Source organism: Pseudomonas sp. NBRC 111123, from assembly GCF_001320205.1.
Classification (GTDB): Bacteria; Pseudomonadota; Gammaproteobacteria; order Pseudomonadales; family Pseudomonadaceae; genus Aquipseudomonas; species Aquipseudomonas putida_J.
The window spans coordinates 13509-27843 of record NZ_BCAZ01000067.1; the positions used below are offsets into that span (position 1 = coordinate 13509).

Sequence of the window (14335 nt, forward strand, 5' to 3'; positions counted from 1 at the left end):
GGAGCGGCCATGCACAGTTACGATTACGCTTTGCTAGTGGTCTTTTTCGCCATCGTGCTGTTGCCGGCACCGTGGCTCGGGCGCTTCTACTACAAGGTCATGGAAGGGCAGCGCACCTGGCTGACGCCTGTACTGGGCCCGCTGGAGCGGCGCTGCTACAGCCTGGCTGGCGTGCGTGCCGACCAGGAGCAGAACTGGAAGCAGTACACCCTGGCCCTGCTGGCCTTCAACCTGGCGGGCTTTGTGCTGCTGTTCGCTGTGCTTCTGCTGCAAGGCTACCTGCCCCTCAACCCGCAGCACCTGCCCGGCCAGGAATGGTCGCTGGCATTCAACACGGCGGTGAGCTTCGTCACCAACACCAACTGGCAGGCCTACAGCGGCGAGGCGTCGGTCAGCTACCTGAGCCAGATGCTCGGCCTGACCGTACAGAACTTTGTCAGTGCCGCCACCGGCCTGGCCGTGCTGGTTGCCCTGTGCCGTGGCATCGCTCGCCGCTCCACCACCGACCTGGGCAATTTCTGGGTCGACATGACCCGCGCCACCCTCTACGGCCTGCTGCCGTTGTGCCTGCTGCTGTCACTGCTGCTGGTCTGGCAGGGCGTGCCACAGACTCTCGCCGACTACGCCCACGCCGTCACCCTGCAGGGCGCTGACCAGACCATCCCGCTGGGCCCGGCCGCCAGCCAGATCGCCATCAAGCAATTGGGCACCAACGGTGGCGGCTTCTTCGGTGTCAACTCGGCGCACCCGTTCGAGAACCCTACGGCCTGGAGCAACCTGTTCGAGGTGGCCTCGATCATCCTGATTCCGGTGGCGCTGGTGTTCACGTTTGGTCACTACGTCAAGGACCTGCGCCAGAGCCGCGCAATCATCGCCTGCATGCTCGGCCTGTTCCTGCTCGGCGGCGCCACTGCATTGTGGTCGGAACACCAGCCGAATCCGGCACTGGAAAGCGCCCAGGTGCAGCAGAGCGCGCCAATGGAAGGCAAGGAAAGCCGCTTTGGCACCACCGGCTCGGTGCTGTGGACAGTTACCACCACGGCTGCCTCCAACGGTTCGGTAAACGCCATGCACGACAGCCTCAACCCCCTGACCGGCATGGTCGCGATGGTCAACATGATGGTCGGCGAGGTGATTTTTGGCGGCGTCGGTGCCGGGCTCTACGGCATGTTGCTGTTCGTGCTGATCGCCGTGTTCCTGGCTGGCCTCATGATCGGCCGCACGCCGGAATACCTCGGCAAGAAGTTGCAGGCGCGTGAGGTACAGCTACTGGTGGCAACCCTGCTGGTGATGCCGGTTGGCGTGCTGGTGCTCGCCGCCATCGCCGCCAGCTTGCCTGGGCCGGCAGGCGCGGTGAGCAACCCGGGCGCCCACGGTTTCAGTCAGCTGTTGTACGCCTATACCTCGGCCACCGCCAACAACGGCTCGGCGTTCGCCGGGTTTGGCGCCAACACGGTGTACCACAACGTGATGATCGGCCTGGCCATGCTGATTGGCCGCTTCGGTTACATCCTGCCGATCCTGGCGTTGGCTGGCAGCCTCGCAGCGAAGAAGAGCGCCCCCCAGGGTAGCAACAGTTTCCCCACCCACGGTCCGCTGTTCGCCAGCCTCTTGCTGGTGACCATCCTGCTGGTCGGTGGCCTGACCTTCCTGCCGACCCTGGCCCTCGGGCCGATCGCCGAACAACTGAGCCTGGGTTTCTGAGGAATCATCCATGAACATGCCCATTCCTGAAGTGAAAGCCTCGCGCAGCGCCAAGGACCAGACCCGCTTCGCGGCGCTGTGGCGCCCGGCGCTGGTGCAGGCCTTCGTCAAGCTTGACCCGCGCCAGCTCAAGCGTGCGCCTGTGATGCTGGTGGTCGCCCTGACGGCGGTTCTCACCACCGTGCTGTGTTTTGCGCCCGGCAATGGCGTCAGCACGGGCGTCGCCGCGCAGATCGCCCTGTGGCTGTGGTTCACCGTGTTGTTCGCCAACTTCGCCGAGGCCCTCGCCGAAGGCCGGGGCAAGGCCCGTGCCGACAGCCTCAAGGCCGGAAGCCAAGGGCTGACTGCGCAGCGCCGCACGCGCGATGGCAGTTTTGAAAGCGTCGCTGCCACGGCACTGCGCAAGGACGATGTGGTGCGCGTGGTGGCCGGTGAGATGATCCCCGGTGACGGCGAGGTGCTCGAAGGCATCGCGGCGGTCAACGAAGCGGCCATCACTGGCGAATCTGCGCCTGTCATTCGTGAATCCGGGGGCGACCGCTCGGCCGTTACCGGCAACACTCGGCTGGTCTCGGATTGGCTGCTGATCCGCATCACTAGCAACCCCGGCGAGTCGACTCTGGACCGCATGATCGCCCTGGTCGAAGGCGCCAAGCGGCAAAAGACTCCCAACGAAATCGCCCTCGATATCCTGTTGATCGGCCTGACCCTGATCTTCCTGATCGTGGTAGTGACCCTGCAGCCGTTCGCCCATTTTGCCGGCGGCAGCCTGCCGTTGATCTTCCTCGCCGCGCTGCTGGTGACGCTGATCCCCACCACCATCGGCGGCCTGCTCTCGGCCATCGGCATCGCCGGCATGGACCGGCTGGTGCGCCTGAACGTGATCGCCCGCTCCGGCCGTGCGGTGGAGGCGGCCGGCGACGTTCATACGCTGATGCTCGACAAGACCGGCACTATCACCTTCGGCAACCGCCGCTGCAGCGCGCTGCACGCCGCCCAGGGCGTGACCGCCAAGGAACTGGGGGAGGGCGCCTTGCTCGCCTCGCTGGCCGACGATACCGCCGAGGGCAAGTCGATCGTCGAGTACCTGCGCCAGCTGCACGATTTCATCGAGCCTTCGCCCGGGCAGTACCAGGCGATCGCCTTCAGCGCCGAGACGCGCCTGTCGGGTATCGATTTCCAGCAGCACCGCTACCGCAAGGGTGCCGTCGACGCGGTGCTGGCCTTCGTCGGCATGCAGCGCCTCGACCTGCCAACCGCTTTGGCGCGTGAAGTGGAGCGCATCGCCCAGAGCGGTGGTACCCCCCTGTTGGTGTGCGTAGACAAGCGTCTGCTTGGCGTGATTCACCTCAAGGATGTGGTCAAGCCGGGCATTCGCGAGCGTTTCGCCGAACTGCGCAAGCTGGGCATCCGTACCGTGATGGTGACCGGCGACAACCCGCTGACCGCTGCAGCCATCGCTGCCGAAGCCGGGGTAGACGATGTGCTCGCCGAGGCCACGCCAGAGAAGAAGCTGGCGCGCATCCGCCAGGAGCAGAACGACGGCCGCCTGGTGGCCATGTGCGGCGACGGCGCCAACGACGCCCCGGCGCTGGCCCAGGCGGACGTCGGCATGGCCATGAACGATGGTACCCAGGCGGCGCGCGAGGCAGCCAACATGGTCGACCTGGACAGCGACCCGACCAAACTGCTGGATGTGGTGCAGGTGGGCAAGGAACTGCTGGTGACCCGTGGGGCATTGACCACTTTTTCCATTGCCAACGACGTGGCCAAGTACTTCGCCATCCTGCCGGCGCTGTTCGCCGCCATCTATCCGCAGCTGGGTGTGCTCAACCTGATGCACCTGGCCAGCCCGCAGAGCGCGATTCTTTCGGCCATCGTGTTCAACGCGCTGATCATCATCGTGCTGATCCCGCTGGCGCTGCGCGGTGTGCGCGTGCAGGCCGCGAGTGCGGCGCACTTGCTGCGGCGCAACCTGCTGATCTACGGGCTGGGTGGCATCATCGTGCCGTTCGCCGGGATCAAGCTGATCGACCTGTTGCTCAATGCCTTGCATCTGGTCTGAGGAGGCCATCATGAACAGTTACGTACGCCCGGCGTTGAGCCTGATCCTGCTGATGACCTTGGTCACTGGCGCGCTGTACCCGTTGGCGGTGACCGGGGTTGCCCAGCTGGCATTTCCCGAGCAGGCCAATGGCAGCCTGGTGCGCGATGCAGGCGGTCAGGTACGTGGTTCGGCCCTGATCGCCCAGGATTTCCAGGGTGATGGCTGGTTCCACTCGCGGCCCTCGGCGGGGGCATTCGCCACCGTGGCCAGCAGCGCGAGCAACCTGGCACCGAGCAACCCGGCACTGGCCGAGCGGGTCAAGGGCGATGCTGCGGCACTGTACCAGGCGCCGCTGGGGTCGGTGCCCCAAGCGCTGCTGACAACCTCGGGCAGTGGCCTGGACCCGCACTTGCCACCAGAAGCGGTGGCCTACCAGATTCCTCGGGTGGCGGCGGCGCGCCAGGTGCCGGTGGAACGCTTGCAAGCCTTGTTGGAAGAGGCCACCCTCCACCCATTGATCGGACCGCCGGTGGTCAATGTGCTGGCACTGAACCAGGCACTTGAGCAACTGAGTCGCTGATACCAAACTGCCCTCGACCCCTGTAGGAGCGGCCTCGTGTCGCGAAAGGGCTGCGAAGCAGCCCCAGCATTCTCAGCACTGATGCTGAGAACCTGGGGCCGCCTTGCGGCCCTTTCGCGACACGAGGCCGCTCCTACAAGGCATGAGATGCCCCCAGAAGGACGAAACATGAGTGACTCCACCCGCGCAGACGCGCTGTTGGCCACCCTCCCACGCAGCGGTCGCGGTCGGCTCAAGGTGTTCCTCGGCGCTGCCCCCGGCGTCGGCAAGACCTTTGCCATGCTGCAGGCCGCCCACGCCCAGCAACGCCAGGGCGTGCAGGTGCTGGCCGGGGTAGTGGAAACCCACGGCCGTGCCGAGACCGAAGCGTTGCTCGGCGGCCTGCTCCAGCAGCCCCTGCTGCGCAGCGAATACCGCGGCGTCACCCTTGAAGAAATGGACCTTGATGGCCTGCTCCAGGCCGCACCGACCCTGGCCCTGGTCGATGAACTGGCCCACACCAACGCCCCCGGCAGCCGCCACGCCAAACGCTGGCAGGACGTGCAGGAGCTGCTCGCCGCCGGCATCGACGTGTACACCACGGTCAACGTCCAGCACCTGGAAAGCCTCAACGATCAGGTCCGCGGCATTACCGGGGTGCAGGTGCGCGAAACCCTGCCGGACTGGGTGCTGCAGGAAGCCTTCGAGCTGGTGCTGATCGACCTGCCGCCGCGTGAGCTGCTGGAGCGCCTGCGCGAAGGCAAGGTGTATGTGCCGGAGCAGGCGCGGGCCGCCATCGACGCCTACTTCTCGCAAACCAACCTGACCGCCCTGCGCGAACTGGCCATGCAGACCGCCGCCGCCCAGGTCGACGCCGACCTGGCCCACGGTTACCGCCTTCGGGGCGAAGCGGCGCCGGCCTTGCGTGGGCGCCTGCTGGTGGGCGTGGATGGCGACGAGCAGGCCGAACGCCTGGTGCGCCACGCCAGCCGCGTTGCCCAGCGCCGCCACCTGCCGTGGAGCCTGGTACATGTCGACAACGGCCGGCTGCGTGACGAAGCTGCCCGTCAGCGCCTGCAGGCGGCCCAGCAACTGGCCGAACGCCTGGGGGGCGAGGTGGTGCTACTGCGCGCCGGTGAGGTGGCGCGGACCTTGATCCAGCACGCCAGCGAGCGTCGTGCCAGCCTGGTGCTGGTCGGTCAGTCCCGTGACCGTCTGCGCCGGCGCCTGTTCGGTGCCGGGGTCGCCACCCGGCTGCTGCGCGAAAGCCATGGCCTGGAGATCAATGTGCTCGACCGCGACAGCCAGGCCCGCCCGGCTCGTGCGGCGGTCAGCCGGGTGTGGGTCTGGCGCCATTACCTGCTCGCGCTGCTGGCTACGGTGCTGGCTGCCGGCCTGGCCTGGGGCGTGTCGAGCGTGCTGGCGTTACCCAACATCTCGCTGGTGTTCCTTGCCGCCGTACTGCTGGTGGCCGTGCGCAGCAGCCTGGGCCCGGCGCTGGCCTGCGCGGTGCTGTCGTTCCTGAGCTACGACTTCCTGTTCATTCCGCCGAATTTCTCGTTCAGCATCCAGCGCGAGGAAGACGTGCTGACGCTGGTGTTCTTCCTGCTCATGGCGGCGCTCACCGGTAACCTCGCGGCTCGCCAGCGCAGCCAGCTGCAGGCCCTGCGGGAAACCCAGGCGCAGACCAACCAGTTGCTCGACCTGTCGCGCCGGCTGACCGTGGCTACCGACCGCCAGGCGGTGTTCAATGCGGCCGGCCGACACCTCAATGGCTGGAAGGAGGTGCAGGTGTGCCTGCTGGAGCGCAACAGCGAAGGCCTGCTGCAACTGGCGAGTGGCGAAGCCCAGGCCTTGAGCGACAGCGAGCGTGCCGCCGCCGAGTGGGCCTGGCAGCACGGCCAGGCCGCTGGCCATGGCAGCGACACATTGCCCAATGGCCGCTGGTGGTGGTGGCCACTGGCGGTTGACGATCAACCCTTGGCCCTGCTCGGCGTGCGCCCGCGTTCCGGCGAACCGCTGAGCGCCCAGCGCCGGCGCCTGTTGATGGCCCTCGGCCAACCTCTGGCCCAGGCCCTGGCCCGTGCCCGGCTGGCTGAACAACTCGAAGCCGCCCGCCTGCACGGCGAAACCGAGCAACTGCGCAGCGCCTTGCTGGCCTCGGTATCCCACGACCTGCGCACCCCGCTGACGGCCATGCGCGGCAGCATCGACAGCCTGCTGGCGCTGGGCGAGGCGATCCCCGTCGAAGACCGTCGTGAGCTGCTCGAAGGCACGCGCAACGAAGCCGAACGCCTGGACCGCTACATCCAGAACCTGCTCGACATGACCCGCCTTGGCCACGGCGGCCTCAAGCTTGCCCGCGACTGGGTTGCCCCCGCCGACATCGTCGGCAGCGCCCTCAACCGCCTTCGCGCTGTGCTGGCGCCGCTGCGCGTGCACACCGACGTGCCGGCGGAGCTGCCGCTGCTGTTCGTGCACGCCGCGTTGATCGAGCAGGCGCTGATCAATGTGCTGGAAAATGCCGCACGCTTCTCGCCCTCACAAGGCCGCCTGGAGCTGCAGGTATCGGTGCACGACGCGCAGTTGCACTTTGCTGTCAGCGACCAGGGGCCCGGCATCCCGGTGGCCGAGCGCGAGAAGATCTTCGACATGTTCTACACCGCTGCCCGTGGCGATCGCGGCGGCCAGGGCACCGGCCTGGGCCTGGCCATCTGCCAGGGCATGATCGGTGCCCACGGTGGGCAGATCCTGGTCGGTGAAGGCATCGATGGCCATGGCACCTGCATCACTCTATGCTTGCCGCTGCCCCAGCAACCTGAAGCCGAAAGCGAAACCCCATGAGCCAGTCCGCCACCCTGTTGGTCATCGACGATGAACCGCAGATCCGCAAGTTCCTGCGTATCAGCCTGAGCTCCCAAGGCTACAAGGTGATCGAGGCCGCCACCGGCAGCGAAGGGCTGGCCCAGGCTGCGCTGGCCAAGCCCGACCTGGTGGTGCTCGACCTCGGCCTGCCTGACATGGACGGCCAGCAAGTGCTGCGTGATCTGCGCGAGTGGAGTGCGGTGCCGGTGCTGGTGCTATCGGTGCGGGCCAGCGAGGTGCAGAAGGTCGATGCGCTCGATGGTGGCGCCAATGACTATGTGACCAAGCCTTTCGGCATCCAGGAGTTCCTTGCCCGGGTGCGCGCGTTGTTGCGCCAGGTGCCGCAGTCGGGCGGCAGCGAAGTGACGGCCAGCTTCGGGCCATTGGTGGTGGATTTCGCCTTTCGCAAAGTGACGCTGGATGGTGTGGAGGTCGCACTGACGCGCAAGGAGTACGCATTGCTGGCGCAACTGGCCGGGCACCCGGGGCGGGTGATTACCCAGCAGCAACTGCTCAAGGACATCTGGGGGCCAACCCATGTCGACGATACCCACTACCTGCGGATCGTGGTGGGGCATTTGCGGCAAAAGCTCGGCGATGACCCGACAGCGCCGCGGTTCATCATTACCGAGGCAGGGGTGGGGTATCGGCTAGTAGCCCCCGCCTCGATCTGACTGCTTGGCGCGGTCCGTGTAGGAGCGGCCTTGTGTCGCGATAGGGCCGCAAGGCGGCTGCTCGATTTCAGCTGTTAATCACAATTTGCCGGGGCTGCTCTGCAGCCCTTTCGCGACACAAGGCCGCTCCTACAAGGACCGCGCCGTTTCAGGCCCTGGGTGGTTCTTTCTCGAACAGCTGGCGCATCACTTCCAGGTAGCGCCTGGCACCCAAGCCCAACGGCCGTGGCTTCAGCCAGATGATGTCAACCCACAACCGCAAGCGGCTGGCCATGTTGTCAAAACGCACCTCGGCCAGCGCACCCGAGGCAATCAACGGCTCCACCAGTGGCTGTGGCAAGTAAGCCCAGCCCAGGCCGGACTGCACAAGGTCGAGCGTGGCCAGGTAGCTGTCGGTCAACCATATGCGCCGTGACAGCACCATGCGCGGGTCCGAGCCGGTCGCCTTGCCCGAGGCCACGATGATCTGCCGCTGTTCGGCAAACGCTTCCTCAGGCAGCGGCGTACCACTGTTGTTGCCTGCGGGGTGGCGTGGCGAGGCTACGGCCACCAGCAGCTGGCTGCCGGCTTCGAGAAAGGACTCGCGCTCATCGATCCCGGGCCGTTCGAACACCAGCGCCAGTTGCACGCTGCCTTCATGCAGCAAGCGCACCGCCTCGGTCTGGGTCGCCGAGCGCACCTCGATCTCCAGGCTGGGAAATTCCTTCGCCAGGGTTTCCAGCGGCTGGCTCCAGCGGCCGGTCTGCAGCTCTGGGGCCATGGCGATGGTCAGGCGCTTCTCCAGCCCCTGGTGCAGTTGCAGGGCCTGGGCATCGAGCAGGTTGAGCTGGCAGATCACCTGCCGCGCCTGCGGTTCCAGGGCCAGGGCGGCGCTGGTGGGCAGGGCTTTGCGTGTGGCCCGGTCGAACAAGACCAGGTCCAGCTCTGCCTCCAGCTGCGCGATGGCCATGCTCACGGCAGACGGTACACGCCCCAACTTGCGCGCGGCGGCAGAGAACGAACCCGCCTCCAGCACGGCGAGGAAAATTGCCAGTGAGTCGCTGCTGAAGGCCATGTCCGCAAACCTGAGGAAGAGGCCGGAAAGTATGAACACTCGCCGGCCTGGTTGACAGCCCTCTTACAGGCCTTCGCCCAGCACCCGGTCGATGCTGTCGACGAAGTAGTCGACGCTCGCTCGGGTGGTGCACATCGGCGGCTTGATCTTGAGGATGTTCAGGTAGTCGCCGGTTGGCTGCATGAAGATGCCCAGCTCGCGCAGGCGGTCGCACAGTGCCATGGTTTCCTCGGTGGCCGGCTCCAGGGTTTCACGGTTACGCACCAGCTCCAGTCCCAGGTAGAAGCCTGAGCCATGGGCCGCACCGGCCAGCGGATGCTTGTCGACCAGTGCCTGCAGGCGCGCCTTGAAATAGCGCCCGGTTTCGCGGGCGTTGTCCCACAGGCCTTCTTCCTGCATCACGTCCAGCACTGCCATGCCGATGCGGCAGCTGACTGGGCTGCCACCGGCCGAGGAGAAGAAATAGCCCTCGGCCTCCAGTGCTTCGGCGATCTCACGGCGGGTGATGACCACGCCCAACGGCTGGCCGTTGCCCATGCCCTTGGCCATGGTGATGATGTCCGGCACCACGCCCTGTTCCTCGAAGCCCCAGAAATACTCGCCCAGGCGGCCATAACCGACCTGCACCTCATCGGCGATGCACACGCCACCGCGGGCGCGGACCTTGGCATACGCTTGGCGCAGGTAACCGGCCGGCAGCGAGATGCCCCCGGCATTGCCGTACACCGGCTCGCAGATGATGCCGGCCAGCTGGCGGCCACGGGCGTCGAGGTCGGCCAGCTTGGCGTCGACGTCGCGCAGGTAGCCGGCGGCCGTGTCGGCGCCGCGCAAGCGACCGCGGAAGGTGTTGGGTGCCTCCACCGGGTGCACCCAGTCCGGGCGGGTTTCCAGGGCCTGCGGGTTGTCGGCGATGGAGGTGGAAATGGCATCGGTGGCCACCGACCAGCCGTGGTAGGCCTCTAGCACGCTGAGCAAGTCGCGGCCACCGCTGTAGGCCCAGGCCAGGCGGATCGCCAGGTCGTTGGCCTCGGTGCCGCTGTTGACCATGAATACCCGGTCGAAACCCTCGGGTGCGAGGCCGAGCAGGCGCTCGGAGAACTCGGTGATGGCGGCGTAGTGGAAGCGCGAGTTGGTGTTGAGCAGCGACCACTGGCGCGCCGATTCGGCCACCATGCGCGGGTGGCCGTGGCCCAGCACGGCGACGTTGTTGAGCATGTCCAGGTACGAGCGGCCCTGCAGGTCGATCAGGTAGTTGCGCCAGCCGCGTTCAATCTGGGGTGGTTGCGCGTAGTAGTGTTTCTGCGAGCGGGCGAAGCTGGCATCGCGACGGGCCAGCAGGGCCTGTGGATCGGGCAACGGTTCGGCATCGCAATCGAAGCCCAGCAGCGCGGCGGGCGACGGGCACACGGCCAGCCAGGCTGCAGCCTGGGAAGGCGTGGCGAAGAACGGCGGCTGAGTGTGGGTGTCGAGGCACAGCTGGACACTGAGGAAGCCGCAGCTGCTGCCCAGGGTTTGCCCTTTGGCCACGGCCTGGCCATCTGCCGGGGCATCTTCCAGGCCGTGCAACCACACGGCCCAGTGTGGCGTGCGCAGGCAGCCGCGGCCGTCGCCGTGACGTTGCCAGATGCCCGCCTCGGGGGCTTGAACCGGGCTGCCATTGGGTACATGCAGCTCTACGCCCAGCGCGCAGGTTGCCGGTTCTTCGGGGCGATCGATATGGGTTTGTGACAGGCGATACTGGCCGTGCAGGGTACAGGCAGGCGCCGGTTGCGAGCTCAGCAGGTGCCGATCGAAGCCCGGCTGTTCCCAGTTGCCGGCTTCGCAGTGCGCGCTGAGCACACCCAGATCGACCTGGCAGACCGGCTGGCCGGCCAGCTCAGGGAGCAGCGGCGCACAGCCTGTCAGGTCGGCTGAGGCGGCCGGCAAGCCGGCCGCCTGGAGAATGGCCGCCTCCATCAAGGCGAATGGCACGGCCGTGGCGGTATCGAAGATTTCCCATTCATGGGCGACGTTGTCGCGGGTGTACTGGTTGTCCGGGTCCACGGCCAATTGCTGCGCGCTGCTCAGCACCAGCACTGCCGCACGGTTCAGTACCAGCGGCCACAAGGCGCGCAGCTCGGTCTCGGTCAAGGGGTTGAGGGCCTGGTAGGCGTTGACTGCCGGCAGGATGCGCAGCGGGTCGCCTTCGGCGTGGTGCAGCAGCGCTGCGCAGGTCACCGAGAGGTCGGCGATGCGCCAGGTGCGCGACAGGTCGCCGAAGTCGATCACGCCCTGCAGTTGCCATTGGCGCTGGTCGTCGCGGGCCCACACGGTGTTGTCGTCGGTGATGTCCAGGTGCACGGCCTGGGTCGGCAGCTGCTGCGCCAAGGGGGCCAGGCGCTCGCTGGCCAGGCGCGCGGCTTGCGCGATGCGGGCGCGTTGCGCGGCGTCCTGCAGCACCGGCAGCAGGTGCTCGATCAGCGCCTGGGCATGCTGCGGGTCCCATTGCAGTGTGCGTTCAAGGCCTGGGTGGTCGAAGTCGACCAGGGCCTTGTCGAGCCGCGCGCACAGCTTGCCCAGTTCGGCCATCAGGCGCGGCGGCATGTGTTTGAGGCGGGTCAGTGGCTGGCCGTCGATGTACTCGAGCAGGCGAACTCGCAGGGGGTGCCCGTCGATGTCCACTGCCAGCAAGGTTTCGCCACTTTGCGCAGTTTGCACGGCGGGCACTGGCAAGCCCTGCTCACGCAGGTAGGCCAGGGCGGCATGCTGCGCCTGCAGTTCGACCTGGGCGTAGCTGCCGTGGCAGGCCTTGAGTACGAAGCGCCCTTGCGCCGCGTCCACGCGGAAGTTCAGGTCCTGCTGGCTGCCCAGTGCCGTCAAGTCGCCATCCAGGTCGTAGTGGGTTTGCAGCAGCGCGTGCGCCTGAGCTTCGCTGAGCGATGGGCTGGGCAGGGCGGAACGCTGGATCAGCGTGTCGAGGGCAGGGGAGGCGGGCTGTTGTTGGCTGGACATGGGGGCTACCGTTGCTGCTGGGTCTTGGATGCGCAGAATCTATTCCCGATCTGGCTGATGATGAAAGACGATAGTGATCAGTTTTTTTGATGAGCGATAGTGCTGGGCATGACCTTTGGTTTGATATTTGCGTATAGGAAGCATTAACATTCGCGTGTTATTTCCCATTTCGCGCTATCAGGACTTGCACAATGTCGTCCCGTTTTCCTTCACGCCCCGCATTACTGGCGATTTGCTGTTCCGCAACCCTGATGGCGCATGCTGCCGAGCCGATTCAGCTGGAAGCGACCGATGTCAATGCCGATGCCTTGAAAGCGCAACCAGGCGCACTGCCTGAGGCGTTTGCCGGTGGCCAGGTCGCCCGCGGTGGCCAGATGGGCGTGCTGGGCAATCAGGATTACATGGACGTGCCGTTCACCCAGACCAGCTACACCTCCAAACTGATCGAAGACCAGCAGGCGGAAGACATCGGCGACGTGCTGGCAAACGACCCGTCGGTGCGGGAGTCGTTCGGCTTCGGCAACCAGTCCAAGGTCTTCATCATCCGCGGCCTGCCGCTGGCGGGGGACGATATTTCCTTCAATGGCTTGTACGGCATCCTGCCGCGCCAGATCATGTCCACCGATGGTGTCGAGCGGGTCGAAGTGTTCAAGGGCCCCAATGCCTTCCTCAACGGCGTGAGCCCGACCGGCACCGGCCTGGGCGGCAACGTCAACCTGCAACCCAAGCGCGCCGGCGATGAGCCGACCCGCCGCTACACCCAGGACATCAGCTCCGATGGCCGTATCGGCGAGCACCTGGACATCGGCCAGCGCTTCGGTGAAGACAACCGCTTCGGTGCCCGCCTGAACCTCAGCCAGCGCGAAGGCGAAACGGCCGTGGACGACCAGGACCAGCGCACCAAGCTGTTCACCGCTGGCCTGGACTACCGCGGTGACACCTTCCGCATATCGACCGACATCGGTTACCAGAAGCAGCGCATCAACCACCTGCGCAACTCGGTGCGCCTGGGCGGTACCACGACCAAGGCCCCGACCGCGCCAGATGCCGATCACAACTATGGCCAGAGCTGGAGCTACAGCGAATCGGAGGACACCTTCGGCATGGTGCGTGGCGAATGGGACCTGAGCGACAGCTGGACTGCCTACCTAGCTGGCGGTGCCCGCCACAGCCGCGAGCAGGGCACCTACGGTACGCCGGTACTGGTCGGCAATAGTGGTGCCGCCACCATGACCCCCTCTGATATCGTCCATGGCGAAGACAACACCAGTTTCAGCGCTGGCCTGAATGGTCGTGTGCAGACCGGCCCGATCAGCCACCAGATCGCTGTGGGTGCCAGCACGATGTGGACCCAGGCCGAGAACGCTTACACGTTCTATTCACCGATCACCACCCACATTTACGACACGGTACAGCGCCCCAAACCCACTAACGTCACCAGCTGGGGCGGTGACATGGGCGACCCAGGCGTGACCGGGAAGACGCGTGCGCGAAGCATCGCTATTTCCGACACGGTTGGCCTGTTTGACGACCGGCTGCTGCTGACCTACGGCTTGCGTCGCCAGCAATTGCGCGTGGAAAACTACTTCTATGACGGCACCTCCAAGCTCCCGAGCGCGGATGGCAGCCGTAACGGCGACCCGTACGACAAGTCGATCACGACCCCGGTGTACGGCATCGTATTCAAGGCCACCGACAGCATCTCGCTGTACGCCAACCGCATCGAGGGCCTTGCCCAAGGCCCGACCGCAGCGGCTGGTACCGAGAACGCCGGCACCATGTTCCCGCCTGGCCGCACCAAGCAACTCGAGGCCGGTATCAAGTTCGACCGCCAGACCTACGGCGCGAACCTGGCAGTGTTCCGTATCGAAAAACCGTCGGACGGCTACACCTTGAACAACGTGTTCATCCGCGATGGCGAGCAGGTCAACAAAGGCCTGGAACTGAGCCTGTTCGGCGAGCCCATCGAAGGCCTGCGGCTGATGGCCGGTGGCACGCGCATGGCCTCGGAGCAGAAGAACACCGCCAATGGCAGCAACGACGGCAACCACGCCATCGGCGTGCCGACCTTCCAGCTCAATGCCAGCGTCGATTGGGATGTGCCGGGTGTGCCGGGGCTGTCGCTCAATGCACGGATGCTGCGAACCGGTGGCCAGTACGTCGATGCGGCGAACAACGTCAGCCTGCCCACCTGGAACCGCTTCGATGCCGGTGCCCGCTACAAGCTGAAAGTGGCGGAGAAGGACCTGACCCTGCGGGTCAACGTCGAGAACCTCACCGACAAGAATTACTGGGCTTCGGCTAACGGCGGTTACCTGACCCAGGGTGATCCACGCCTGGTGAAGTTCTCCGGCACCCTCGATTTCTGATTGCAGGGCTGGTGAAGAGGGATTTGTCGCGCAATGGCGGCAGGGCTGGCAGGTGCATGCCTGGGTTTTGCA

The 14335-nt window shown here is 66.0% G+C and carries 8 protein-coding genes; 6 read left to right on the plus strand and 2 right to left on the minus strand.

Annotated features, from left to right (window positions below; translation table 11 throughout):
- The first annotated feature begins 9 nt into the window (after positions 1 to 9).
- From kdpA to APH27_RS23945, 5 genes are all read left to right on the plus strand, one after another.
- Positions 10 to 1704 carry a potassium-transporting ATPase subunit KdpA gene (kdpA, locus tag APH27_RS23925; protein WP_060486066.1) on the plus strand — a complete coding sequence of 565 codons (1695 nt, stop codon included), beginning with the start codon at positions 10 to 12 and terminating at the stop codon, positions 1702 to 1704.
- 10 nt (positions 1705 to 1714) lie between these two features.
- A complete protein-coding gene (gene kdpB / locus APH27_RS23930) occupies positions 1715 to 3769 on the plus strand; it encodes a potassium-transporting ATPase subunit KdpB (protein ID WP_060486067.1) in 2055 nt (684 codons plus the stop codon).
- 10 nt (positions 3770 to 3779) lie between these two features.
- Positions 3780 to 4331: a potassium-transporting ATPase subunit KdpC gene (gene kdpC / locus APH27_RS23935; RefSeq protein WP_060486068.1), complete on the plus strand. Its 552-nt coding sequence runs from the start codon at positions 3780 to 3782 to the stop codon at positions 4329 to 4331.
- Positions 4332 to 4499: 168 nt separating this feature from the next.
- Complete coding sequence (locus APH27_RS23940; RefSeq protein WP_060486069.1) at positions 4500 to 7154, plus strand: sensor histidine kinase KdpD; 2655 nt, start codon at positions 4500 to 4502, stop codon at positions 7152 to 7154.
- Positions 7151 to 7849 (plus strand): response regulator, encoded by a 699-nt coding sequence (locus APH27_RS23945; RefSeq protein ID WP_027919074.1) that lies wholly within the window; start codon positions 7151 to 7153, stop codon positions 7847 to 7849. The genes APH27_RS23940 and APH27_RS23945 overlap by 4 nt, the downstream gene beginning before the upstream one ends.
- A gap of 148 nt (positions 7850 to 7997) precedes the next feature.
- On the opposite strand, the gene APH27_RS23950 is transcribed toward APH27_RS23945, so the two are convergent.
- Positions 7998 to 8903 (minus strand): LysR family transcriptional regulator, encoded by a 906-nt coding sequence (locus tag APH27_RS23950; protein ID WP_027919075.1) that lies wholly within the window; start codon positions 8901 to 8903, stop codon positions 7998 to 8000.
- A 63-nt stretch (positions 8904 to 8966) separates the two neighbouring features.
- Complete coding sequence (locus APH27_RS23955) at positions 8967 to 11894, minus strand: aminotransferase (RefSeq protein WP_060486070.1); 2928 nt, start codon at positions 11892 to 11894, stop codon at positions 8967 to 8969.
- A gap of 191 nt (positions 11895 to 12085) precedes the next feature.
- Here APH27_RS23955 and APH27_RS23960 point away from each other — a divergent pair, with 191 nt between their 5' ends.
- Positions 12086 to 14263 carry a TonB-dependent siderophore receptor gene (locus tag APH27_RS23960; protein ID WP_060486071.1) on the plus strand — a complete coding sequence of 726 codons (2178 nt, stop codon included), beginning with the start codon at positions 12086 to 12088 and terminating at the stop codon, positions 14261 to 14263.
- Positions 14264 to 14335 lie beyond the last annotated feature (72 nt).

Coding starts and splice junctions, on each gene's coding strand:
- APH27_RS23955 (WP_060486070.1), bottom strand. CDS start 11,894: ATGTCCAGCCAACAACAGCCCGCCTCCCCTGCCCTCGACACGCTGATC.
- APH27_RS23940 (WP_060486069.1), top strand. CDS start 4,500: ATGAGTGACTCCACCCGCGCAGACGCGCTGTTGGCCACCCTCCCACGC.
- APH27_RS23960 (WP_060486071.1), top strand. CDS start 12,086: ATGTCGTCCCGTTTTCCTTCACGCCCCGCATTACTGGCGATTTGCTGT.
- kdpA (WP_060486066.1), top strand. CDS start 10: ATGCACAGTTACGATTACGCTTTGCTAGTGGTCTTTTTCGCCATCGTG.
- kdpB (WP_060486067.1), top strand. CDS start 1,715: ATGAACATGCCCATTCCTGAAGTGAAAGCCTCGCGCAGCGCCAAGGAC.
- APH27_RS23950 (WP_027919075.1), bottom strand. CDS start 8,903: ATGGCCTTCAGCAGCGACTCACTGGCAATTTTCCTCGCCGTGCTGGAG.
- kdpC (WP_060486068.1), top strand. CDS start 3,780: ATGAACAGTTACGTACGCCCGGCGTTGAGCCTGATCCTGCTGATGACC.
- APH27_RS23945 (WP_027919074.1), top strand. CDS start 7,151: ATGAGCCAGTCCGCCACCCTGTTGGTCATCGACGATGAACCGCAGATC.